The sequence below is a fragment of the Bacillus cereus group sp. BfR-BA-01309 genome (genome assembly GCF_022664315.1).
Lineage (GTDB): Bacteria > Bacillota > Bacilli > Bacillales > Bacillaceae_G > Bacillus_A > Bacillus_A mobilis.
The window spans coordinates 40,754-60,402 of record NZ_JAKUHE010000012.1; the positions used below are offsets into that span (position 1 = coordinate 40,754).

Below are 19,649 nucleotides of genomic sequence, written 5' to 3' on the forward strand. Positions count from 1 at the left end.
AGGGAAATAGTACATGGATTTAATTGAATATCAAGTGCTATTACCTAATAAGTTCTGGGACTTAGCAAAAAGCAAAGAAGAATTACAACGGATGATTAAGCAATACTTCAGTGTTGGTTATCCTTATTATGCGATTCAACGAATTATCAAAAGTAGACAAGCACATGTGGTGGTTTGTACGAGGAGGAGAAATAATGGCTAAATACAGACATGTCAGAACTACTTTTTGGTCAGATCCAAAGGTTACAGAAGAAATGACACCGGAGGATAGATATTTCTATTTGTATCTAATGACAAATGAACATACAACACAAATTGGTGTATATACAATCACAAGGAAACAAATGGCCTTTGAATTAGGTTACTCCATAGAAAGCGCTAAAGCTTTACTAGACCGCTTTACGAAACACCATGAATTAATAATTTATAACGAAGAAACTAGAGAGCTTTGCATACTAAATTGGGGCAAATATAACCTGATAAAAGGCGGAAAACCTATCGAAGATTGTATTCAAAAGGAAATAAAAACAATTAAAGATTTATCTTTAGTGAAACTTGTATTGGATAGAACTACAAATGATTCTTTAGTTGAAAAAATAAGCAGTATGGCTGGATTTGACGATACGTATCACGATACGTCCACGATACGGGGACAAAAAGAAAAAGAAAAAGAAAAAGAAAAAGAAAAAGAAAAAGAAAAAGAAAAACTGCAACAAGAAGAAACACCTCCAGTAGTAGAAAATCGCGCAATTGATTTCTATATGAAAAATTTTGGTTTTATATCTCCTTTCATGGGAGAAGAAATAAATCAATGGGTAGATGATCTCAATCAAGATTTAGTAGTAGAAGCTATGAAAATTACACTTCAAAACAATACACGTAATTGGTCTTATACAAAAGGAATTCTAAAAGATTGGCATCAACAGGGTTTTAAAACAATTCATGATGTAGAAGCAGCACAAGCGGGTTTTCGAAGACAACAACAAAACAAAAAGCGTACTGGAAAAGGTTATGCTAATCGAACTGAAGCTGTACCAGAATGGTTACATCAACAAGAAGAACCTGAGTCAGTGCAACAACCACAGCAATCTCAAAGTGAGGGTACTGAGGATAACCAAAAGCGTTTCGATGATATTTTAAACAAATATAAAAATACTAAAGGGGAGTAAGGTATGAAAACTACAGGTATAGCAAGAAAAGTGGACGAGCTAGGACGTGTGGTAATTCCAGTTGAGTTACGCAGAACTTTGGGGATTGCTGAAGGAACGGCACTGGGATTTCATGTTGAGGGTGAAAACATTGTTTTAAGAAAACAAGAAAAGTCATGCTTTGTAACAGGTGAAGTTTCCGAATCAAACATGGAATTATTGGGCGGTCGAATGTTTTTGAGTAAGACGGGAGCAAATGAGTTACTTGATGCACTTGAAAAGAGTGTGAAGGTACATGCCTAAGCAACTAAACATTTTCGATGTAGAGCCAGCAATTTGTGAGTTTGATGTAATGAAAGCTAATGTAAAAAAAGGAAATGGACGCGTTACATATACAGATGTACGTGTCCAAGTCCCAAGAAATGCAAAGGGTACCGATGAATTACCGCGTACAACTAAACAAGATGATCGCTATGACATCTTTGAACAATATGTAATGGCAATTTGGAGATTTCAACGAGCTGTAGATAGGTTTTTTAATTGGGATACAGCGGAAGAGTTATGTAAGGCAGCAAGGGATAAGAAAGAAATTATCCCAGTAAGAATTTATTTGGGAAGTGGCTTTAAACCTGATGTTGTCGAGTACATGCGGTAGTAAAAGGGAGAGGGACATATGAAAAAAATAGAAATTGATGTTAGCAGCAACAAGCTTTTAATAGTAAAGGACGGAAATGTAACAGCAGTAAATCCACCAATGAGCGGATTTGGTGAGCAAGTTGCGGTTTGGGTAAACGGTAAAGTTGATCGTGTGGATACTAAGTTTACTGAAAAGATAAAATAATCATTTTTAGAAAGTAGGTTCGCTTATGAGTGTAGCAAGAAATCATGAAGCGATGAAGGAATCACGTTTAAAAATATACATCGCTTTAGAAGAAGCTAACTTCATTTGGGATGAAAGAGATGTAGTACGTTTTCGTGAAATGTGGAGTCAAGGTATGAGCTTGCCAAAGATGGCAAAAGCGTTAAGGAGACACCAAGCGGAAGTTGTGCTTCTTGTAATAGATCAGGCTGATAAGTATTTAATAGAAAATCGTCCGATAGGATTAGGTATTTGCTAAATAGGAAGGGGAAATCAAAATGAAATCAATGAAAAACAATGTTTTGGAAGGGACTAAATTAATTAGTAAATCAAAGGAAGGACAAGCTGTAATGAACGACAATCAAATTTGCGAATTAGATCAATATCAAGAAGCGGCATTACGTACATGGAATACAAATCAGGATTTTGGTGGACGTGTTTTAAATGCAGCATTAGGACTTTCGGGAGAAGCTGGTGAGGTCGCTGATATTGTAAAAAAAGCTATTTTCCACGGTCATGGATTTGATCCGGCTCATTGTCCAGGAGAAGAAGAAGGGAATACGCATAAAATCGCTTTAGAGCTGGGAGACATCTTGTACTACATTTCGATTATGTCTCACGAAATGGGATATACCTTAGAAGATATCGCTCAAATGAATATTGCAAAATTAGCTAAAAGATATCCGGATGGTTTTAGTAGAGAAGCAAGTCAAGCACGTGTAGATGTAAAGTAAGACCAAATTTGAATTTTGTAGAAAAGTAGGTGCTTTTATGGAAGAAGAAAAGTTGAAAGAAATTATGAATTCTCTCGACAGAGCAATTTCATTTAGTCCTCACGATTGGTCGAGTCATCATAGGTTAGCTTGGATATATGGAATTATTTGTGGATGGGACGATGCAAGTTTGAATGGTTTGCAAGAAAAGTTTAGTTGGGATAATGAAGCGATTGAGCGTTTGAAATCCTACCACGAAGAAGTTAAAAAGGTGACCGAAGGAGTGTAGATAATGGCTAAATTTGAGTTTTGGGCGAAAGTTGATACAGAAGTAATTGAAATTCCTGATGAAGAGCTAGATGGTTTGTCTGATGAAGAAAAGAGGAAAGCGCTTCTAGAACGACACAATAAATGGTGTGAGCGGAAGTTATACGGTGACTGGTCAGAAATTAAATATTAAAGATTTTCGAACAAAAGCGTTATTTTAATCGAAAAGGGGAATGAGAAATGAAACCTGCATTTGAAATGATAAAGAATGAATACGGTGGGGTTGAAATGACTTATACAACGAGTGGAGGTAAGCAATCTTCAACTTACTTCCCTGGCCCTCCAGAAGATATAGATCATGTTTGCTTGGACTACATGAAAGGTCGCTTTGCAAACGTTAGAACGTTGAAGCAAGTGGATTTTATAAAACGTAAATATAAAGAAGCTTATCAAACAGTATTCGGTGCTATGGATGAATTAAAAGTAGGTGACAAGGTAGTGATGCACACTTGCTTAGAAGCGAAGCGTTATGAGGGAAAAGTTTGGACTTGTAGAACAGATCAATTTAAAGCAAGTAGTGGTTCACAAGTGGTGTTTTTAGAAGGATTTAGTGGTTACTTCTCAGTTAAGTATTTGCAGCGTATAAGTTTGTTAGAAAACTAAACAAAATAGTTAATTTGTAAACGGAAAATAGGAGTGCGTGACCAGAGCACTCCATGACGCTAATAACAACACCTATTAGAGTATATGATTGCTTTAACTAAATATGATTAATCCTTATTTGAACGGAAAAAGAGCGCCCGGGAAAGCGCTCTTTGACCAAGACTCATATCATAGTGAGATGTAAAAGTGTGACAGCAATATATTTTATGTATGTTTTGAGTGTATGTGCAAGCTTAAAACAAAATCCTTATTTGAGAGGAAGGAGTAGTAAGTATGAGACTGAAGAAACAGCTTGGAAACATTGTGTGGCATATCGAAAATAACCGTGGAATTATAGGCGATACAAAGGTACTAGATCAAGTGCTTGAAAGTTTGAAAGGAATAGAAAGAGAATTACCTCGAAATGTAGATGAAGCTGGGAGAAGATTTGCTACAGGTTTAATGATGGGAATGCAATCTCCTATACAAATGAGTAGTACAGTTCAATCAAGTAACACTATTAATGAAACGCATCAACGTAAGTGGTACGGAACATTCAAAGGACATAATAAATGGGATTTAGCAAAAGAATGGTTTCAAATGTCAAATGATGAGTTCTTTAATCAGTACGGATTTAACTTTGTTCCAAAGGGTCAATTGTTTAATGATGCGAAAAGTTTTTTAGCAGACAAATAATACAAAATCGTTATTTGAGAGAAAGGGCGGAAGATATATGAATGAAGTTAAGTATCGGATATATGGTAAAGAAAATCGAATTATGTATAGCTGGGAAGAAATATTGAATTTTGATAGCTTAAAAGACACTTTGAAAAATTGCGGTAAAGAAGATAATTATTATTCTTCTTTACTGCAATACACAGGCATAAAGGATAAGAGCGGTAAAGAAATTTATGTAGGTGACATCATTAAGATAGATAATGACTGGGAAGAGGTTGGATTCGCTGCTGGTTTTGTGGGGTATGTAATTTACGAATTAGGAGCCTTTAAATTGAAAGAAGGGGAAATATACGTCCCAAAATATAGATTAGATGGTTCATTCAAAAAATTAGCAACGGTCATTGGTAATATCTATGAGAATCCAGAACTAATTAAAAATTAAACCAAAACGCTATTTGGTAGAAAGGTGAGTAGGAAATGAAGAATTTTACAGGATTTGAAGCTATTGAACGAATGAAAACACACTGGATACAACGTAAAGGCGCCCCAACGTCACTTGCTTTTACAATTGAAAATTGTGTGCTTACTTATTCGCCAAAGTATAAAGATAATGGTCGTCATCCTGATATACCACTAGAGTATTTCTTTAAAAATGAATTTGTAGATTATGAGGAAAAAGAAAACTAAACAAAAATTTCATTTTGTAGAAAAGGGGAATGGATATGGAAGAAAAAGAACAATTCGAACAACTTAAAAAGAACATTTTGGGTTTATCAATGTCTATGATTGATGCGCCATTACGCGGATTAAGTGAATCACAGATATGGACAGTTAATAAAACTCTGGAAAATTTATTAGGGAAAACAGATATAACTACTGAATCATTAATAAGAGAATCACATGAAAAAGGATGGTTTAAACCAAACAATAAATAAAAGCAGCTAGCAAAAGCTAACTGCTCATGTAAGGAAAACGGAGAAAGATAACCATGTGTCTATAGTATTGACGGAATATTGAGTTTTATTTAGGGGAGGAAGAGGGAAATGACGATTTATTCAGACGTAACAAAATACGCGAAAGAATGCGGAATTACATCAGCACAAGCCAAAGTAAGATGTGATCACTTTTTAAAACTAAATGATGAAGCTGAGAAGGCACGTGTTTGTCCCGAATGCAAACAACAATCTTTAATAATAGAACATAGTGATTGTGAATACTCATCGACTTCTTGGGTTCAATGCGAAGAGTGCGATTTTACAGACGATGTCGATAAGGAACAATATATAGCATTGCAACATTGGTACGATTTTGATGATGTATTAGCGATAGCTTGTACTGAAATGGAAACAGGTATAAAAGATTGGAATGCATTCGTAGAACAGTCAAATAAAGACTTAACAAAATAATCCTTTTAGAAAGAGGTAGAAAAAATGGATGTAAAAAATTTAAGTGTAATTGAAGAAATGATTATTAAAAATAAAAAGAAGGAATTATTCATTGAACTTAGAAATGCCGCTGAATTAATTCGCGAGAAGAAATATGAAATTATGTGCATGGCAGCAGTAGATGATTCGGACAAAGAAAACTTCGTAATAGATTTTCTAACGAGTGTTATTAAGGAAGACAAAATCCCTCGTATTGATGACATTGTTTTACCTGAAGAAAGTGAAAAATGGCTTTTGGAGAAAGGTGTAAATGAATTATTGAATAAATAATTTTTAGAAAGCGAGGTTAGGAGTATGCCAGAAGTAAAAGATATATTCCGTCTTACTGTTGGAAGAAATCATAAAGAGCGTAAATATAGCAAATCTAGAAAGCCAATCATGTTTCTTGATGATGGGACACCGATTTATCCAATGACAGCAAAAGAAGGTAGAGAATTAGGACAAGCACTTGTAGATGGATTTGTCGTAGGGATAGAAAAGGTAACGAATAATAGAAAGTGAGGTTAGGAGAATGGCTAATTTAAAGAAACGGAAAACAAGAAAAGCTATTGCTCGTCGTGCGAAAGCCGTTGAGAAACACCAAGTTAATAAAGCTTGGAGAAATCTCTTTGTACAAGCAGGTATTATTAAATAAATGAAAACCAAATACAGTCCGGCTAGAAAACTAGAGGACACCAATTCATTAAAGCGGCAATCAAAGCTGTTTTAGGAATAGGTGTCCTTTTTATTTTGAAAAGGGAGATGGGGAAATGAAGGTGTTAAAGGATCAGCTACGTGAGTGGAAAAAGCAATCAAAACAAGCAAAGAAGAAAGGTAAGAAAAATCGAAAAGAAAAATTTAGCACTCGTGAAATTGAAGAGTTAATGGGAGTTCATGGACCACGTTATGAACGCAGACGTGGAGCATTAAGACAAAAATAATAATAATAATAATGGAGGAATTTAATATGAATAAACAACTATCATTTAAAATGCCAATCGTGGATGGAAAAAGAACAAAACAAGAAATTGAAAAAGTATTTATTGAGTATCGTACATACTTAGCGACAATGCCATGTGATATGCTGCCAAAAGTGACACCATCATATTCTATTGTTCCTCCATCAACTACAAACGCATTTAATAGCTCAACTGAAAATATTGCAATTGAAAGAATTGAGTATGAACAAGAAAGAAATAAATTTATGAGTTGGTTGTATGATGCTGTGAATCGCCTAAGAGATGATGAACGTGAGGTAATCGTGAAGTTTTATATGGAAGATGACATTGGATATGACCCAGATATCTGGATGGACTTAGGCATAGGTAAAACAAAGTATTACAAGTTAAAAGGTCGTGCGATATTGCGTTTAGCTTTCAATCTAAAGAAAGAGGTATTTCAAAAAACACGTAGACAAAAAGAGGGGCAAAGTGTATGAACATTGTACAGCCGATTCGAGATAAAGAAATCATACAAGAAATAAAAGAATTCTATAAGAAGCAGAATGAGAGGAACTACATTCTGTTTCTTCTTGGTATTAATACAGGATTCAGAATATCAGATATATTGCGTTTACGCGTTAGGGATGTTGAGGGATGGAATATTGTAATACGTGAAAAGAAGACAAGGAAGATCAAAGATGTAAAGATGCCTTCAGAGCTGAAGAGAGCTATCAGGAATTATACAGAAGGAAAATCGAAGACTGAATATCTGATCAAGAGTAGGAATGGAAAGAATAAACCAATTACTCGTGCAATGGCTTATGTAATATTAAATCAAGCTGCAGAAGAGTTTGGATTAGAACGCATAGGTACTCATTCACTTAGAAAAACATATGGGTATCATCATTACAAACAATTTAAAGATGTAGTCGCTTTGCAAAAGATGTTAAATCATACTGATCAGAAAGAAACATTGAGATATATCGGAATGGAGCAAGATACATTAAATGATTACCAAAGGAAGTTTAGAATCTAATTCCTTTATTTTTTTATCACTTATTGAATTAGCTTTAAACTGAAAGTGTCAAATTCATTTTTATAAAATGCGAAAGATATTGCTATATCTAAGGTTAAACCGAATAGGTGAATTTAACACAATCTAGTTTATAGCTAATTCATTTCTAAGGATTAAAGATCATATTTAATCAAAACTATGCGAAAAGAGGCTGAAAAACGATGGGAAAAAGTACACGAAGTAATGATGGGCTAAATTGCGGTGTAGTCATTTATGATGAAGTGGAGCAGAATTTACGAGAAACATTGTGGACTAATGCTGAAGCAAGACGAGAATATTTCACTCCAATTATTAATGGGGCAGGAGATGACATTCAATTAATAGGAGGTATTGATTGGAGTTCTGGTAAAGATTGGTCAGTCATAGTAAGAAACCCAAGATTGTTAACTAAAGAGAGAATGAAAAACGCGAACTATTCGTGAACTATTTGCGAACTATTTACGGACACGTTTTGGTTTTTAACATGATATATTTGTATTGTGAGAAGTGGCGGAAAACATTTTTCACATTCCTTTATAACTCAAATGGATCGTTAGGCTATGGGTGATGGTTGAGGATTGAATGAAATGTTGTTTCTTGTTTTCAATTCCGAAGTCGAAATCTGTTGTGTAAACGAGGAGGGGCTTTTGCTCTTCTTCCAGTTACTTAATAATGTTGGCGCAGATGAATGTAACAACATTAGGTGATTGGAAAAAGAATAAAACTTCACGTACCATAATTAAAACATAAATGAATAATTGAGAGAAAAGCATCCATTCTGGTGCTTTTTATTTTGGAGGAGGATGAATGATGGAATTAACATTAGATGGATTAGAACAGTGTTTTAATGAAGCTGCAAGTGAAGGCGCAGAGTATGTAGCGGTCAAAATTGAAATGGATGGATTTCCAAGTGATGAAGTAATTATTAATGACAACGATAATATTACTTCTAAATCAGCGTATTATAAGAAAACTTATAATGAGGAATTAGAACATAGATATGCTGCAGGTATCAGAATTGTAGGATTTGCACATGGATATTCATTTTTAAATATTGAACATAAGTTAGGGTTACTTGAGAAGAATGATTAAACCAATAGCAATTATCGTAGGCGCTGCCGTGATCGGGGTAGCGCCTTGTTTGTTGTTAAGGAAAGATAAGGGGTGAAGAGAATGGCAGTAGACATCATCGTTATATGTGGACACATATTATCTTCGTGTTGGTTTATTGAGGATTATCAAATAGAACCGGTAAATTCATATGAAGAAACGCCAATGTGCATAGAATATATTCCTAAATACGAAGAGTGCTTTAAACTCTCATATAAACTCATCTTCAAATACAAAGCTATGAAATCGCAGGTATTGAATCGTAAGCCGATGCTTATTAGAGCTAGGACTACTTGTTAGGGGTGAAGATATGGTTCAAGATAATTACGATCTATTATGTTTAGATGGAATACTAAAGGATTTAAAAGAAGATAAAAAACAAGAGTTATGGATTGTTGGTAACAATTTAAAGTACTCGGAAGAAACTTGGAAAAGAATAAAGAATCATTTTGGAACAACTCATGTAATACCTCGTTTTATATCTAATAGTTCATTCTCTCTTGATGGACTTAATCCAATGAATGCACGAATAATCTTGTTGGATAGATGGTGGCAAAATAAAAATGCTGTGAATCTCTTGAAAAGCTTTATCCCTTTAGCAAGACAGTGCCGTCAAATTAGCAACATTTAAACATTGAATTTATTAAGGAGTGTTGAATAATGGAAAAACAAAATACTGTTTCAGCCCACATTGATATTGATACGACAGAAGCAAAAGCGAATATTGAAGAACTTACATTAGCTATCAATGAATGTGTGAGTGCATTCGAGAAGTTAGAAAAGCTTATGAACAAATATACAGGAGAAGCTGAGACTGTTGAATTTTATTGTGATGGAGAAGTCATAGCTAAAACGATAGTTCAAAGTAATGACTGAAAACAAAATCAAACAACAACGAAAGTACTATGATAAATACAATCGTGATAAAGAAGCGAAGAAGTTCTATGACAGCACAGCTTGGCGAAGATGTAGAGAGCTGGCACTGATACGAGACAACTACCGTTGCCAAGAGTGTATGAAGTATGAACCATTGATACCAGTACCTGCTGATATGGTCCATCATATCAAAGAAAGAAGTGAATATCCTGAACTTGCATTAACATTAGATAACTTAATTAGTTTATGTAATGCATGTCATAATAAAGAGCATCCTGAAAAGGGTGGAGGGAAAAAGAAGAAAAAAAGAAAGATATCAGTTGTAAAAGCAAAAGCAAATACAGAATTGATATAGCCCCCCTCCTTTTATTGTTCAGAGCGGTTTCCGCCCAGACCGGATGCCACCTTCGTGCGTAGCGCAAGTGGTTTTTCTAAAGGGGGGTAAACCCTGAAAACAGGGGCTTTTTATTTTTGAACCAATACTTTTTATCCATAAAATGTAAGTGAGGTGATATCGTGGATAAAGGATTGAATGAGAGAAAACCACCTACTCATTTAAAAAAAGTAGGAAAAGACACTTGGATTCGTATTTGGTCTGTTCTAGAAGGGGAAGGTAAGGCAGATAAAAATGACCCCATTGTAGTTGAAGCGATTGCTTTCAGTTATCAAATGTTTAGGGAGATGGCGGCCAATGTTAAAAAAGAAGGGCTGACAATGGAGTATACAAATAAAGCAGGTGCTACAAATCTGACTAAGCATACTTTGATACCAGAGATACCTAAGTATTTACAGCAGATTCGTCAATATTTAGGGGAGCTAGGGTTGACTGGGGCAAGCCGTAAAAAGCTTCAAGAAGAGTTAACTGGAGATTCTGATGATGATTACGACAACTTCTAAGCCATCTGAAATAGCTAAGTGGTATAAAAATTGGCGAAATGAACAGATACAGCATTTTAATATTTTGGTAGATCCATCTCCTGAACTAAGAACAACTTGGTATGCAGAACAAGTCGTGAAAGGAAACATAATAGCTAGTAAGAAAAACATCTTGTCTTGTCAACGTCATCTAAATGATTTGAAGAGACAGGGGACTGAGGAGTTCCCTTGGGTTTTTGAGGAAGAAAAAGCTCATAGACCGATAAGATATATCGAAAAGTTTTGTCGCCCATCAAAAGGTGACTATAAAAGATTAGTTCTTCAACCGTGGCAGCACTTTGTTATAGGTTCTTTGTATGGATGGGTTCATAAAGATACAGGTTATAGGCGCTTTCGTGAGGGCCTTATTTTTATTGGACGTAAAAACGGAAAAACTACAATGATTTCCGGTTTATCTAATTATGCTGTTGCTAAAGATAATGAGCCAGGTGCTCGTGTTTATGTTTTGGCAAATACAAAACAACAAGCGGGAGAATTATTTGATGAAAGTCGTGCAATGGTCCAAAAATCCCCCCTTCTTCGGAAGCATTTACGCGAAAATCAGAAAGGGATTTTCCACGATAAAACGCATTCTAAAATTGAACCTCGTGCATCGGATAGTAAAAAACTAGACGGATTAAACACACACCTTGGTATTTTTGATGAAATACATGAATTTAAAAACTTTAAGTTAATCAATGTTATTAAAAAATCACGTGGGGCACGTAAACAGCCAATGATTGTTTACATCACTACGGCAGGATATCAACTTGAAGGACCACTTGTTCAATACTATGAAATTGCAACTGATGTGTTGGAAAGGGTTATCGACCAAGATAGAAAGTTTTATTTCATGGCTGAAATGGATAGTGTGGATGAAATTGAGAATCCTGAATTATGGATTAAAGCAAACCCTAATATGGGGGTTTCACTAGACCTTCCATCGCTTATTGATGATTGGAATACAGACAAACATACAGATGCTGAAAAATACGACTGGATTACAAAACAATTTAACATCTTTGTTGATAATGATGAAATGTCCTTTGTTGGTATTGAGATATTAAAAAGAAATGAAGAAGTTATTGATATAAAGGGATTAGATGGTAAAGAATGTGTTGCAGGTTATGATTTGTCTTCATCAGAAGATTTTACAAGCGCTTGTCTAGAATTTCCTTTAGAAGATGGGAAGGTTTTTGTACTATCTCATAGTTGGGTTCCGCAAGCTAAAGTTGATCGTGATAATGAGGACATCGAATATAAAGAGTTTAAAGATAAAGGTTGGTTAACTATTATTCCTGGTGAATATGTGAAATATGAGTATGTTTATGATTGGTTTGTTGAACAATCTGAAAAGTATTTCATAAAGAAAATTACTTATGATCCAGCAAATGCTTATCGTTTAAATGAAGATTTGAAAGCATATGGATTTAATACAGAATCAGTTCGACAAGGACATTTAACTTTAAGTCCAGCATTAAAGGATGTAAAAGAATTATTATTGGATGGAAAAATAATCAGTAATAAAAACCGTCTTTTCCGTTGGTACATGAACAATGTAAAACTTGTGGAAGATCGTAATGGAAACTTTTTACCGTCTAAACAGAGTAAATACCGGAAGATTGATGGTTTTGCAGCATTTCTAAATGCTCATACAGAAGTAATCCCGATGTTAACTCAATTACAAGGTGATGGAAATATTGAATTTGTATCAGTTAGCGATCTTTTTAAATAGAAAGGCGGTGAGAAATTGAAAATGTTAGATCGTGTGAAGGGAGCACTAAAAGGTGCGGCCGCCGGGTGGAAAGGCGCGGGATTTGACTTCTCTTCATGGTTTGGAAGAAAATTTTGGGGTATTGATAATGCAAAATTAGCTACAAACGAGACGATTTTCAGTGTAATTAGTAGATTGTCGAATACGGTAGCTTCTTTACCACTAAAGCTCTATAAGGATTATGACACTGTTGTTAATCAAGTGTCCGATGTTGTGATGAATGAACCTAATCCAAACATGACCGGATTTGAATGGATAAATAAAATTGAAGTTTCAAGAAATGAAACTGGAAATGGATATGCAGCTATCATTCGTGATATTCGATTTCAAGTAGAATCTTTAATCCCTATTGAATCCGCTTATGTAACACCGTTTTTAAATACGGATGATAATAATTTGTGGTATGAGGTACGTGGGATTGAAGGTACGTATTATATCCACAATATGAATATGTTTCATGTCAAACACATCACAGGTATTTCAAGATGGAATGGTATTTGTCCAATTGATGTTTTACGAAATACTCTTGAATATGATAAGGCAGTACAAGAATTTAGTTTGTCAGAAATGCAGAAGAAAGACAGTTTCATTTTGGAGTATGGAGCAAACGTAGATAGCGAGAAGAGACAACGGATCATTGATGATTTTCGGCGTTTTTACAAAGAAAATGGTGGCATTTTATTTAGAGAACCAGGTGTAACTATAGATGAAATGGAGCGGAAATACTTCGCTTCAGACACGTTAGCATCAGAACGAATTACACGTTCCCGAGTTGCTAACGTTTTTAATGTTCCTGTTTCTTTTTTAAATGATACGGAAGGACAGAGTTATAGTAGCAATGAACAATTAATGATTCAATTTGTCCAAATGACTTTAACGCCTATTGCCCGACAGTACGAACAGGAAATGAATCGAAAATTGTTAAATAAGGCTGAAAGGCAAGCTGGATATTACTTTAAATTTAATATGAGTGGCTTACTACGAGGCGATACAGCAGCGAGAACACAGTTTTATCAAATGATGCTTCGAAGTGGTGGGCTAACACCTGATGAAGTGCGTGAATTAGAAGATAAACCACCAAAGGGAGGTTCAGCTTCTCAATTATGGATTTCTGGCGACCTTTATCCAATCGATATGGACCCAACTCAACGAAAGGGGGTGAAAAGTAGTGGCAAAGAACAAACAGAATAAGTTTTTTCAAATGAAAGCATCTGCCAATGGTAAAACGGCTGATGTTTTTATTTATGGAGAAATTACAAAGTATGCATGGGAAGAGTATGGCGAGGTATCGTCTATTACTTTTAAAAATGAACTGGATGAATTAGGTGATGGCATTGAAACGATTAACCTTTACATCAATAGTCCAGGTGGATCTGTTTTTGAAACAATGGCTATTATTGCAATGTTACAGAGACATCCAGCGAAGGTTATTTCCTATATTGATGGCATAGGTGCTTCTTGCGCATCAGTATTACCTATGATTTCAGACAAAATCATTATGTATGCTAATTCAATGTTGATGGTACACAATGCGTGGACATATGCATCAGGAAATGCTGATCAGCTACGTAAAGCAGCGGATGATATTGAACGTATTAACCAATCGATGGTGCAACACTATTTAACTCGTGCTGGTGATAAATTAGATGAAGATATATTAAAACAATTACTAGATGCAGAGACATGGTTATCGGCTGATGAAGCGATGGAGTATGGACTTTGCGATGAAATTATCTCAGCAAATAATGCCGCAGCATGTCTAGATGAAAAGTGGATGAAGGAATACAAAAATATTCCACAACAATTAGTAAATGCACAAGCAAATATATCACCAAACGAAATGTTAGAACGACAAAAAATTGCCGAAGAAGCGAAAGCTAACGCGGACTATATAAACACAATTTTAGGGGGAATTCATTAATGAAAAACAAATTTCGAGTATCTATTGGTAACTTTCAATACTTCTCAAAAAATACATTGTTTGAACTAAAACAAAATTTATCTACTATTGGTCAACAACTACAAAAAGTAGAGAGTGAGCTTTCTCAGAAGGCGATTGATCCATCCGCAACAATGGAAAGTCTTCAAGTGTTACAGCAATCCAAGAAAGACCTTCAAATGCGTTTCAATGTAATTAAAGAACAACATGACACGATGGAAGCTGAACAAAAGGCACAATTTCAAAATCAAACTGGTTTGCAATCTATTGAAGATCCAAAACAAAAGGTAGTTGCAGCGAAAGCAGAATTAGTTCGAGCTACAATTCGTGGAGGTACCTTATCACAAGAAGCAAGAGCAGCTCTTGGGGATAAAAATTCAACAGGTGGAGAAAAGATTCTTCCAACCACAATGACGAATGAATTATTACATGAGCCATTTGTTAAAAACCCATTAAGAGACGTATCTACATTTACAAGTGTGACTAACCTTGAAATTCCTAAGGTTACTTTTACATTAGATGATGATGATTTTATTGCTGATACAGAAACAGCAAAAGAATTGAAAGCAGAAGGTGATGTTGTAACCTTCGGACGTAATAAATTTAAGGTGTTTGTACCTATTTCAGAAACTGTTTTAGCAGCAACTGATACAAACTTAGTACAAACTGTAGATCAAGCGTTAGAAAGTGGTTTAGCAGCAAAAGAGAAGAAAGTAGCATTTGCTACAACGCCTAAAACTGGAGAAGAATCTATGTCATTCTATAAAGTTGGCATTAAGTCAGTTAAAGGCGCAACTTTATATAAAGCTATTAAGTCAGCAATTGCAGATTTGCATGAAGATTTCCGCGCAAATGCAACTATTGAAATGCGTTACGCAGATTATTTAGAAATAATTGAAACCCTTGCTAATGGTAGTGCTACTTTATATAACGCTCAACCAGAACAAGTTTTAGGGAAGCCAGTAAAGTTCTGTGATTCAGCAGTGAATCCTATTGTTGGTGATTTCCGATATTCTCACTTCAATTACGATCCGAATATGATTTATGATCGTGACAAAGATGTAAAAACAGGTATTGAACTATTTGTTTTAACTGCTTGGTTTGACCATAAAATCAAACTGAAATCAGCATTCCGTATCGCTGAAGTACAAACTACACCCTAATCCTCCCCAAGGACCAACAGGGTTAAAAGTTGATTCTACAACAGTAACAACGACCAACATTAGTTGGTCTCCTGTTGTGTATGATGGGGGCATTAAAGAGTATCAAATACTTCGCAATGGAAAACAAGTAGGGACATCAGTAACAGCGACCTATAAAGACACAGGCCTAACTGGTGATACAACATATTCTTATCAAGTGAAAGCCGTTGGAAATAACGGATTAAATTCTCCGTTAAGCGTTGAATTATCAACGAAAACCAATGCTTCAGGATCATAGGTGATTATATGTTAGAGTTATTAAAAAGAAAAATGAAAATCGATGGAAATGAAGAGGATACAGATATTCAACTTCTAATCGATGGAGCAAAAGAATCCTTATTGCAATCTGGTGTTCCTGAAAGTGAAAAGTCACTATATAAAATCGCGGTAATAACGCATGTTTTATTAAACTATGAGAATCAAGATAAATCATTAAATGTCCCAGCATTAAAGCATTCATTAGAAACCACGATATTACAATTAAGGGACTATAATTACGGTGATAATCATGAATCCAAGTAAATTAAATAAAAGAATAACAATTCAGCAAGAAATCACAAATGAAAAAGATGAAGAAGGTAATCCAGTTCCGTCAGAATGGAAAGATGTTGTCACTGTTTGGGCAAGGGCAAAAACACCATTCGGAAAGGGATTCAATTATGAAATATTCACTGGAAATACCGAAAATGCGGTTAACACAGTGAATTTTTTTATGCGATTTCGTAAAGGGATTGATGCGAAAATGCGCGTTTTATATGACGGGCGTTTATTTGAAATTAGAGCAGTTGTAGATGTTGATGAACAGCATAAAGAAATCTGTTTAGTGTGTGAGGAGAGGTCCATATGGCAGAAGTAACGACCTTTGGAATCCAGGAAGCTATTCAGCGTTTCGAAGCGTTGGGAAGAAACGTAAAAACTATTGAAAACGCAGCGTTGAAAAAAGGTGCTGGAGTAGTAAAAGATGCACTAGAGGTAGAAAGTCCAGCCAGTGCATCGCCTAAATCACCTTCTCCGAAAGAGTCATGGCGGACAGGTAAGCATGCAAAAGATGAAGTTCTTGTCGGTAAAGTAAAAACTCGAAATGGAGTTAAATCAATTAGTGTAGGATGGGAAAAAGATGATAATTCGCCACACTTTTATATGAAATTTCAAAACTGGGGAACTAGTAAGATGCCACATCCACCACATAAAGGGTTTATAGAAAAAACAGTAACACATACAGAAGTAAAGGCGGTTCATGAAATGAGAAATGTCTTTGCGGCGGCGTTGCATATCGTATGAGGTTTCTAGAAAAAGATGTGTTACGTGCTCTTACGACTCCTTTTATTGTGGAAAAGCTTGGTGGAGAATACATTTATAACATGGTTCGTGGTGATGATAACGGCAAAACATGGATCACTTATTCTGAATTAGATAATGGTGCTGGAAGATACGCTGAAGGAGCGGAATCTACCAGCACTATTTTATTTCAAGTTGATATTTGGTCTTTCATGCCAGTTAAGGGTGATCTAAAAGAAGCGGTAAATAGTTCTATGAAAAATATAGGTTTTAAGCGTATTACAACAGCGAATTTATACGAATCAGATACGAAAATATATCACTATGGTATGAGATTTCGTACTGACATTAAACTTTAGGAGGAAAATAAATGGCTATTCCAATCGATTTTAGGGATTTACATTATGCAATTTTAACAGAAACACCTGATGGTAAGGCTACCTATGCTACGCCTAAACGAGTTGGTTACACGGTAAGTGGGAAAGCATCACCTAAATCCGAATCTGTTACGTTTTACGCAGAAGGTGGTCCACGAGCGACAGCTTCAGCTTTTGGTGGAGTAGAACTTGAATTTGAAGTAGATTCATTGCCATTAGAAGTGTATGCAGAGGTATTAGGTAAGAAGGTTGTTAAAGGACAAGTGGTCGATAACGTAAATGATATCGCTCCATATGTAGCAATTTTATATCGCTTGCCAAAGGACAACGGAAAAAACAAATTCTATTGCTACTATAAAACAAAATTTGAAATTCCAGAGGACGAGCACAAAACAGCAGAAGACAAACCGAACTTCCAATCATCCAAAGTGAAATGTAAAGCAATTCAACGTGAAGATGGGAATTGGAGACATATTTTGGATGAAGAATCAACAGGTGCGGACACTTCTGTAGCTTCAAATTGGTTCAAAACAGTACCAAGTCCACCAGTAGTGGCAGGACCTTAAATTTAATAAATCTGACGATGAGAAGGCGCAGTGAAATGCTGTGCCTTTTATTTATGAGAGGAGATTTAATTATGCAGGAAACACAAAAAACAGAAACGTTTAAATTGGTTTTGAATTTATCTACTGGTAAAAAAACTTTCTTTCTACCTAATTTCATTTCAGCTACTGATGCGTTTGCAGCGGCAGAGTGGACAGAAAAGTTAAATGCTGAAACTGTTCAATTTGATTTATTAAAAGAAGCTACTCAATTTGTTGTTCAATTGTTTGGTAATCGGTTCACTGTAGAGGATTTTCTTAATGGTATACATGCTTGGTTTTTAACTTCAACTATTTACTCTATTTGTTTAGCAATTATAGGACGTATTGCTGAAGCAGTTGCTATTATCAATGCCATTGATTCAAAGACAAATTCATCAAAAAAAAAGAAACAGAGAAACAGAAGGAACCATTCAACCCAACAGAAATGATGCTTGGTATTTATAGCATGCTTCAAGATTCTGGTATATCTCAAGCAGATATAAATCAAATGGATTTAGTCCTCTTTTTTAAAACACTAGGCTACAAACAACAGCAAGACGATAAAAAAGTTGTTCGAACAGCTGATCAAGCGCCAGCTTGGTTATAAAGGTAGGTGAGATAAATGGCTGGAGATATGGAAATTGGTGCCCGGGTCACACTTGACACTCAACGGTTTGAAAATGGTGTTGCAGGAATTAATCGTGGTTTACGCTTAATAGACTCAGAGTTTAACTTAACGAGTGAACGCGCTAGGTTACTTGGGAATTCTGTAGAGCAGTTACGAAATAAACTAACGTATTTGAATGAAAAGTTCACTCTACAAGGACAAAAAGTAGAGCATTACCGTCAAAAAATTGAACAAGCAAGACAAAAGCAAGAGCAATTACAAGCATCCAATTTAACATTGGCAGCATCGATGGAACGCCTTGAAACACAGTATAACCAAGCTGTACAAAACTTCGGACGTAATTCACAAGAAGCTAAACAATTGAAGCAAGAATTAAAGCAGCTTCAAGCTGAATATACATCAAACGGCCAGGCATTACAGCGATTAAATACGCAAATCGATAACAATACAATTGCTATGAATCGTGCTGAAACAGCTCAAGAGCGGATTCAAAATGAAATAAGAGAAACAAATCGCGAATTAGCCGAACAGCAGAATCGTCTACATCGAACTGGAGAGCGAATGCGTGATACAGGGAATAAAATGCAGGACGTTGGCGGTCAAGTCGGAACAACCTTCGCAGCAATGACTGGTGTTATCGGAGCTGGACTTGCGGTAGCTGTGAAAGAATCGATGAACTTTGAGCAGAAGATGGCAGATATTCAAGCAGTTTCTGGTGCAACTGGCGATGAAATGAAAAAGATTAGTGAACTTGCCGTAGAAATGGGAGAAAAAACAAAATATTCTTCTGTACAAGCAGGACAAGGGATTGAAGAGTTAATTAAAGCTGGGGTAAGTCTAACTGACATTATTAATGGTGGTTTAGAAGGCGCTCTTAACCTAGCGACAGCTGGGGAATTGGAATTGGGAGATGCAGCAGAAATTGCTTCGACAGCTCTAAATGCGTTCAAGGATGATAATTTATCAGTAGCTCAAGCAGCTGATCTATTGGCTGGTGCAGCAAATGCTTCCGCAACGAATGTTAGTGAATTGAAATTTGGTTTATCGATGGTTTCAGCGGTGGCAGCGGGTGTAGGACTAAGTTTTAAAGATACTACAACAGCCTTAGCTTTATTTGCTCAGAATGGGTTAACACATAGCCCCGTTGTAGAGAAATTTGCAGCGTAAAGGACGTGAATTGCTGGGAAGCTAAGGTTATATAACTATGCTAATCAGCAGCCGAGTCATTTAGGAATAAATG

39 protein-coding genes and 1 pseudogene are annotated in these 19,649 nt (G+C 35.7%); all 40 read left to right on the forward strand.

From position 1 onward, the window contains the following. Positions 1–13 precede the first annotated feature (13 nt). Positions 14–202 (forward strand): hypothetical protein, encoded by a 189-nt coding sequence (locus tag MR115_RS21375; RefSeq protein ID WP_242242689.1) that lies wholly within the window; start codon positions 14–16, stop codon positions 200–202. Next, positions 195–1,169 carry a DnaD domain-containing protein gene (locus tag MR115_RS21380; protein WP_242242690.1) on the forward strand — a complete coding sequence of 325 codons (975 nt, stop codon included), beginning with the start codon at positions 195–197 and terminating at the stop codon, positions 1,167–1,169. Before MR115_RS21375 ends, MR115_RS21380 begins: the two co-directional genes overlap by 8 nt. A 3-nt stretch (positions 1,170–1,172) precedes the next feature. Beyond that, positions 1,173–1,451, forward strand: a complete 279-nt coding sequence (locus MR115_RS21385) for an AbrB/MazE/SpoVT family DNA-binding domain-containing protein (RefSeq protein WP_242242691.1) — start codon at positions 1,173–1,175, stop codon at positions 1,449–1,451. Further along, the gene (locus tag MR115_RS21390) at positions 1,444–1,803 is read left to right on the forward strand and encodes a cell division protein SepF (protein ID WP_242242692.1); all 360 of its coding nucleotides are present in this window, start codon (positions 1,444–1,446) and stop codon (positions 1,801–1,803) included. Before MR115_RS21385 ends, MR115_RS21390 begins: the two co-directional genes overlap by 8 nt. A gap of 18 nt (positions 1,804–1,821) precedes the next feature. Continuing rightward, positions 1,822–1,989 carry a DUF3954 domain-containing protein gene (locus MR115_RS21395; RefSeq protein WP_000717826.1) on the forward strand — a complete coding sequence of 56 codons (168 nt, stop codon included), beginning with the start codon at positions 1,822–1,824 and terminating at the stop codon, positions 1,987–1,989. Between the two features lie 25 nt (positions 1,990–2,014). Then, the gene (locus MR115_RS21400; RefSeq protein WP_242242693.1) at positions 2,015–2,266 is read left to right on the forward strand and encodes a helix-turn-helix domain containing protein; all 252 of its coding nucleotides are present in this window, start codon (positions 2,015–2,017) and stop codon (positions 2,264–2,266) included. 19 nt (positions 2,267–2,285) lie between these two features. Beyond that, positions 2,286–2,741: a nucleoside triphosphate pyrophosphohydrolase family protein gene (locus MR115_RS21405; protein WP_242242694.1), complete on the forward strand. Its 456-nt coding sequence runs from the start codon at positions 2,286–2,288 to the stop codon at positions 2,739–2,741. A gap of 37 nt (positions 2,742–2,778) precedes the next feature. Further along, entirely contained in the window at positions 2,779–3,009 is a 231-nt protein-coding gene (locus tag MR115_RS21410) for a hypothetical protein (RefSeq protein ID WP_242242695.1), read from the forward strand. A 3-nt stretch (positions 3,010–3,012) separates the two neighbouring features. Beyond that, entirely contained in the window at positions 3,013–3,180 is a 168-nt protein-coding gene (locus MR115_RS21415; protein ID WP_242242696.1) for a DUF7167 family protein, read from the forward strand. A gap of 47 nt (positions 3,181–3,227) precedes the next feature. Continuing rightward, positions 3,228–3,650 carry a hypothetical protein gene (locus MR115_RS21420; protein WP_242242697.1) on the forward strand — a complete coding sequence of 141 codons (423 nt, stop codon included), beginning with the start codon at positions 3,228–3,230 and terminating at the stop codon, positions 3,648–3,650. Positions 3,651–3,923: 273 nt separating this feature from the next. Then, positions 3,924–4,325: a hypothetical protein gene (locus tag MR115_RS21425; RefSeq protein WP_242242698.1), complete on the forward strand. Its 402-nt coding sequence runs from the start codon at positions 3,924–3,926 to the stop codon at positions 4,323–4,325. A 37-nt stretch (positions 4,326–4,362) separates the two neighbouring features. Continuing rightward, positions 4,363–4,749, forward strand: a complete 387-nt coding sequence (locus MR115_RS21430; RefSeq protein WP_242242699.1) for a YopX family protein — start codon at positions 4,363–4,365, stop codon at positions 4,747–4,749. A 35-nt stretch (positions 4,750–4,784) separates the two neighbouring features. Beyond that, positions 4,785–4,994 carry a hypothetical protein gene (locus tag MR115_RS21435; protein WP_242242700.1) on the forward strand — a complete coding sequence of 70 codons (210 nt, stop codon included), beginning with the start codon at positions 4,785–4,787 and terminating at the stop codon, positions 4,992–4,994. 35 nt (positions 4,995–5,029) lie between these two features. Beyond that, positions 5,030–5,242 carry a hypothetical protein gene (locus tag MR115_RS21440; protein WP_242242701.1) on the forward strand — a complete coding sequence of 71 codons (213 nt, stop codon included), beginning with the start codon at positions 5,030–5,032 and terminating at the stop codon, positions 5,240–5,242. A gap of 108 nt (positions 5,243–5,350) precedes the next feature. Then, positions 5,351–5,713 carry a hypothetical protein gene (locus tag MR115_RS21445; RefSeq protein WP_242242702.1) on the forward strand — a complete coding sequence of 121 codons (363 nt, stop codon included), beginning with the start codon at positions 5,351–5,353 and terminating at the stop codon, positions 5,711–5,713. Between the two features lie 24 nt (positions 5,714–5,737). After that, positions 5,738–6,022: a hypothetical protein gene (locus MR115_RS21450; protein ID WP_242242703.1), complete on the forward strand. Its 285-nt coding sequence runs from the start codon at positions 5,738–5,740 to the stop codon at positions 6,020–6,022. Positions 6,023–6,046: 24 nt separating this feature from the next. Beyond that, entirely contained in the window at positions 6,047–6,253 is a 207-nt protein-coding gene (locus MR115_RS21455; protein WP_242242704.1) for a hypothetical protein, read from the forward strand. Positions 6,254–6,263: 10 nt separating this feature from the next. Further along, complete coding sequence (locus MR115_RS21460; protein ID WP_242242705.1) at positions 6,264–6,386, forward strand: DUF3983 domain-containing protein; 123 nt, start codon at positions 6,264–6,266, stop codon at positions 6,384–6,386. Positions 6,387–6,501: 115 nt separating this feature from the next. Beyond that, a complete protein-coding gene (locus tag MR115_RS21465; protein WP_098060230.1) occupies positions 6,502–6,672 on the forward strand; it encodes a hypothetical protein in 171 nt (56 codons plus the stop codon). A 26-nt stretch (positions 6,673–6,698) separates the two neighbouring features. After that, positions 6,699–7,169, forward strand: a complete 471-nt coding sequence (locus MR115_RS21470) for an ArpU family phage packaging/lysis transcriptional regulator (RefSeq protein ID WP_242242706.1) — start codon at positions 6,699–6,701, stop codon at positions 7,167–7,169. Further along, a complete protein-coding gene (locus tag MR115_RS21475) occupies positions 7,166–7,708 on the forward strand; it encodes a tyrosine-type recombinase/integrase (protein ID WP_098831933.1) in 543 nt (180 codons plus the stop codon). Before MR115_RS21470 ends, MR115_RS21475 begins: the two co-directional genes overlap by 4 nt. A gap of 200 nt (positions 7,709–7,908) precedes the next feature. Further along, positions 7,909–8,169 (forward strand): carbohydrate kinase family protein, encoded by a 261-nt coding sequence (locus MR115_RS21480; protein ID WP_242242707.1) that lies wholly within the window; start codon positions 7,909–7,911, stop codon positions 8,167–8,169. A gap of 367 nt (positions 8,170–8,536) precedes the next feature. After that, on the forward strand, positions 8,537–8,818 hold the full coding sequence (locus MR115_RS21485) for a hypothetical protein (protein WP_242242708.1): 282 nt from the start codon (positions 8,537–8,539) through the stop codon (positions 8,816–8,818). Positions 8,819–9,146: 328 nt separating this feature from the next. Beyond that, positions 9,147–9,467 (forward strand): hypothetical protein, encoded by a 321-nt coding sequence (locus MR115_RS21490; protein ID WP_242242709.1) that lies wholly within the window; start codon positions 9,147–9,149, stop codon positions 9,465–9,467. A 29-nt stretch (positions 9,468–9,496) separates the two neighbouring features. After that, positions 9,497–9,712: a hypothetical protein gene (locus MR115_RS21495; protein WP_242242710.1), complete on the forward strand. Its 216-nt coding sequence runs from the start codon at positions 9,497–9,499 to the stop codon at positions 9,710–9,712. Continuing rightward, positions 9,705–10,067 (forward strand): HNH endonuclease, encoded by a 363-nt coding sequence (locus tag MR115_RS21500; RefSeq protein ID WP_242242711.1) that lies wholly within the window; start codon positions 9,705–9,707, stop codon positions 10,065–10,067. The genes MR115_RS21495 and MR115_RS21500 overlap by 8 nt, the downstream gene beginning before the upstream one ends. 161 nt (positions 10,068–10,228) lie before the next feature. After that, complete coding sequence (locus MR115_RS21505; protein ID WP_088122858.1) at positions 10,229–10,609, forward strand: phage terminase small subunit P27 family; 381 nt, start codon at positions 10,229–10,231, stop codon at positions 10,607–10,609. Beyond that, on the forward strand, positions 10,590–12,362 hold the full coding sequence (locus tag MR115_RS21510; protein ID WP_242242757.1) for a terminase large subunit: 1,773 nt from the start codon (positions 10,590–10,592) through the stop codon (positions 12,360–12,362). The genes MR115_RS21505 and MR115_RS21510 overlap by 20 nt, the downstream gene beginning before the upstream one ends. Before the next feature lie 21 nt (positions 12,363–12,383). Further along, positions 12,384–13,592, forward strand: a complete 1,209-nt coding sequence (locus MR115_RS21515; protein WP_375337820.1) for a phage portal protein — start codon at positions 12,384–12,386, stop codon at positions 13,590–13,592. Continuing rightward, positions 13,570–14,322, forward strand: a complete 753-nt coding sequence (locus MR115_RS21520) for a head maturation protease, ClpP-related (protein WP_242242712.1) — start codon at positions 13,570–13,572, stop codon at positions 14,320–14,322. The genes MR115_RS21515 and MR115_RS21520 overlap by 23 nt, the downstream gene beginning before the upstream one ends. Next, positions 14,322–15,503, forward strand: coding sequence for a phage major capsid protein (locus MR115_RS21525; protein ID WP_242242713.1), 1,182 nt, complete (start codon positions 14,322–14,324; stop codon positions 15,501–15,503). The genes MR115_RS21520 and MR115_RS21525 overlap by 1 nt, the downstream gene beginning before the upstream one ends. After that, on the forward strand, positions 15,481–15,780 hold the full coding sequence (locus MR115_RS21530; protein WP_371399286.1) for a fibronectin type III domain-containing protein: 300 nt from the start codon (positions 15,481–15,483) through the stop codon (positions 15,778–15,780). The genes MR115_RS21525 and MR115_RS21530 overlap by 23 nt, the downstream gene beginning before the upstream one ends. An 8-nt stretch (positions 15,781–15,788) precedes the next feature. Then, positions 15,789–16,064 (forward strand): head-tail connector protein, encoded by a 276-nt coding sequence (locus MR115_RS21535; RefSeq protein WP_242242714.1) that lies wholly within the window; start codon positions 15,789–15,791, stop codon positions 16,062–16,064. Next, complete coding sequence (locus MR115_RS21540; RefSeq protein ID WP_242242715.1) at positions 16,051–16,398, forward strand: phage head closure protein; 348 nt, start codon at positions 16,051–16,053, stop codon at positions 16,396–16,398. The genes MR115_RS21535 and MR115_RS21540 overlap by 14 nt, the downstream gene beginning before the upstream one ends. Then, positions 16,386–16,823 (forward strand): HK97-gp10 family putative phage morphogenesis protein, encoded by a 438-nt coding sequence (locus MR115_RS21545; RefSeq protein WP_242242716.1) that lies wholly within the window; start codon positions 16,386–16,388, stop codon positions 16,821–16,823. Before MR115_RS21540 ends, MR115_RS21545 begins: the two co-directional genes overlap by 13 nt. After that, positions 16,820–17,179, forward strand: a complete 360-nt coding sequence (locus MR115_RS21550; RefSeq protein ID WP_242242717.1) for a structural protein — start codon at positions 16,820–16,822, stop codon at positions 17,177–17,179. Before MR115_RS21545 ends, MR115_RS21550 begins: the two co-directional genes overlap by 4 nt. An 11-nt stretch (positions 17,180–17,190) precedes the next feature. Next, entirely contained in the window at positions 17,191–17,763 is a 573-nt protein-coding gene (locus MR115_RS21555; protein WP_242242718.1) for a major tail protein, read from the forward strand. 35 nt (positions 17,764–17,798) lie between these two features. Then, positions 17,799–18,230 carry a phage tail assembly chaperone G gene (gene gpG, locus MR115_RS21560; protein WP_242242719.1) on the forward strand — a complete coding sequence of 144 codons (432 nt, stop codon included), beginning with the start codon at positions 17,799–17,801 and terminating at the stop codon, positions 18,228–18,230. A gap of 17 nt (positions 18,231–18,247) precedes the next feature. Then, entirely contained in the window at positions 18,248–18,388 is a 141-nt protein-coding gene (locus MR115_RS21565; protein ID WP_088123039.1) for a LysR family transcriptional regulator, read from the forward strand. Positions 18,389–18,403: 15 nt separating this feature from the next. Then, positions 18,404–19,540 (forward strand): annotated as a pseudogene (locus MR115_RS21570) (phage tail tape measure protein); the annotation flags it as partial. Positions 19,541–19,649: the final 109 nt, after the last annotated feature.

Coding starts and splice junctions, on each gene's coding strand:
- MR115_RS21430 (WP_242242699.1), top strand. CDS start 4,363: ATGAATGAAGTTAAGTATCGGATATATGGTAAAGAAAATCGAATTATG.
- MR115_RS21450 (WP_242242703.1), top strand. CDS start 5,738: ATGGATGTAAAAAATTTAAGTGTAATTGAAGAAATGATTATTAAAAAT.
- gpG (WP_242242719.1), top strand. CDS start 17,799: ATGCTGTGCCTTTTATTTATGAGAGGAGATTTAATTATGCAGGAAACA.
- MR115_RS21485 (WP_242242708.1), top strand. CDS start 8,537: ATGGAATTAACATTAGATGGATTAGAACAGTGTTTTAATGAAGCTGCA.
- MR115_RS21565 (WP_088123039.1), top strand. CDS start 18,248: ATGCTTCAAGATTCTGGTATATCTCAAGCAGATATAAATCAAATGGAT.
- MR115_RS21465 (WP_098060230.1), top strand. CDS start 6,502: ATGAAGGTGTTAAAGGATCAGCTACGTGAGTGGAAAAAGCAATCAAAA.
- MR115_RS21425 (WP_242242698.1), top strand. CDS start 3,924: ATGAGACTGAAGAAACAGCTTGGAAACATTGTGTGGCATATCGAAAAT.
- MR115_RS21510 (WP_242242757.1), top strand. CDS start 10,590: ATGATTACGACAACTTCTAAGCCATCTGAAATAGCTAAGTGGTATAAA.
- MR115_RS21445 (WP_242242702.1), top strand. CDS start 5,351: ATGACGATTTATTCAGACGTAACAAAATACGCGAAAGAATGCGGAATT.
- MR115_RS21420 (WP_242242697.1), top strand. CDS start 3,228: ATGAAACCTGCATTTGAAATGATAAAGAATGAATACGGTGGGGTTGAA.
- MR115_RS21410 (WP_242242695.1), top strand. CDS start 2,779: ATGGAAGAAGAAAAGTTGAAAGAAATTATGAATTCTCTCGACAGAGCA.
- MR115_RS21515 (WP_375337820.1), top strand. CDS start 12,384: ATGTTAGATCGTGTGAAGGGAGCACTAAAAGGTGCGGCCGCCGGGTGG.
- MR115_RS21440 (WP_242242701.1), top strand. CDS start 5,030: ATGGAAGAAAAAGAACAATTCGAACAACTTAAAAAGAACATTTTGGGT.
- MR115_RS21490 (WP_242242709.1), top strand. CDS start 9,147: ATGGTTCAAGATAATTACGATCTATTATGTTTAGATGGAATACTAAAG.
- MR115_RS21395 (WP_000717826.1), top strand. CDS start 1,822: ATGAAAAAAATAGAAATTGATGTTAGCAGCAACAAGCTTTTAATAGTA.
- MR115_RS21435 (WP_242242700.1), top strand. CDS start 4,785: ATGAAGAATTTTACAGGATTTGAAGCTATTGAACGAATGAAAACACAC.
- MR115_RS21385 (WP_242242691.1), top strand. CDS start 1,173: ATGAAAACTACAGGTATAGCAAGAAAAGTGGACGAGCTAGGACGTGTG.
- MR115_RS21500 (WP_242242711.1), top strand. CDS start 9,705: ATGACTGAAAACAAAATCAAACAACAACGAAAGTACTATGATAAATAC.
- MR115_RS21540 (WP_242242715.1), top strand. CDS start 16,051: ATGAATCCAAGTAAATTAAATAAAAGAATAACAATTCAGCAAGAAATC.
- MR115_RS21470 (WP_242242706.1), top strand. CDS start 6,699: ATGAATAAACAACTATCATTTAAAATGCCAATCGTGGATGGAAAAAGA.
- MR115_RS21525 (WP_242242713.1), top strand. CDS start 14,322: ATGAAAAACAAATTTCGAGTATCTATTGGTAACTTTCAATACTTCTCA.
- MR115_RS21375 (WP_242242689.1), top strand. CDS start 14: ATGGATTTAATTGAATATCAAGTGCTATTACCTAATAAGTTCTGGGAC.
- MR115_RS21535 (WP_242242714.1), top strand. CDS start 15,789: ATGTTAGAGTTATTAAAAAGAAAAATGAAAATCGATGGAAATGAAGAG.
- MR115_RS21480 (WP_242242707.1), top strand. CDS start 7,909: ATGGGAAAAAGTACACGAAGTAATGATGGGCTAAATTGCGGTGTAGTC.
- MR115_RS21495 (WP_242242710.1), top strand. CDS start 9,497: ATGGAAAAACAAAATACTGTTTCAGCCCACATTGATATTGATACGACA.
- MR115_RS21555 (WP_242242718.1), top strand. CDS start 17,191: ATGGCTATTCCAATCGATTTTAGGGATTTACATTATGCAATTTTAACA.
- MR115_RS21475 (WP_098831933.1), top strand. CDS start 7,166: ATGAACATTGTACAGCCGATTCGAGATAAAGAAATCATACAAGAAATA.
- MR115_RS21460 (WP_242242705.1), top strand. CDS start 6,264: ATGGCTAATTTAAAGAAACGGAAAACAAGAAAAGCTATTGCTCGTCGT.
- MR115_RS21415 (WP_242242696.1), top strand. CDS start 3,013: ATGGCTAAATTTGAGTTTTGGGCGAAAGTTGATACAGAAGTAATTGAA.
- MR115_RS21405 (WP_242242694.1), top strand. CDS start 2,286: ATGAAATCAATGAAAAACAATGTTTTGGAAGGGACTAAATTAATTAGT.
- MR115_RS21545 (WP_242242716.1), top strand. CDS start 16,386: ATGGCAGAAGTAACGACCTTTGGAATCCAGGAAGCTATTCAGCGTTTC.
- MR115_RS21455 (WP_242242704.1), top strand. CDS start 6,047: ATGCCAGAAGTAAAAGATATATTCCGTCTTACTGTTGGAAGAAATCAT.
- MR115_RS21390 (WP_242242692.1), top strand. CDS start 1,444: ATGCCTAAGCAACTAAACATTTTCGATGTAGAGCCAGCAATTTGTGAG.
- MR115_RS21550 (WP_242242717.1), top strand. CDS start 16,820: ATGAGGTTTCTAGAAAAAGATGTGTTACGTGCTCTTACGACTCCTTTT.
- MR115_RS21400 (WP_242242693.1), top strand. CDS start 2,015: ATGAGTGTAGCAAGAAATCATGAAGCGATGAAGGAATCACGTTTAAAA.
- MR115_RS21380 (WP_242242690.1), top strand. CDS start 195: ATGGCTAAATACAGACATGTCAGAACTACTTTTTGGTCAGATCCAAAG.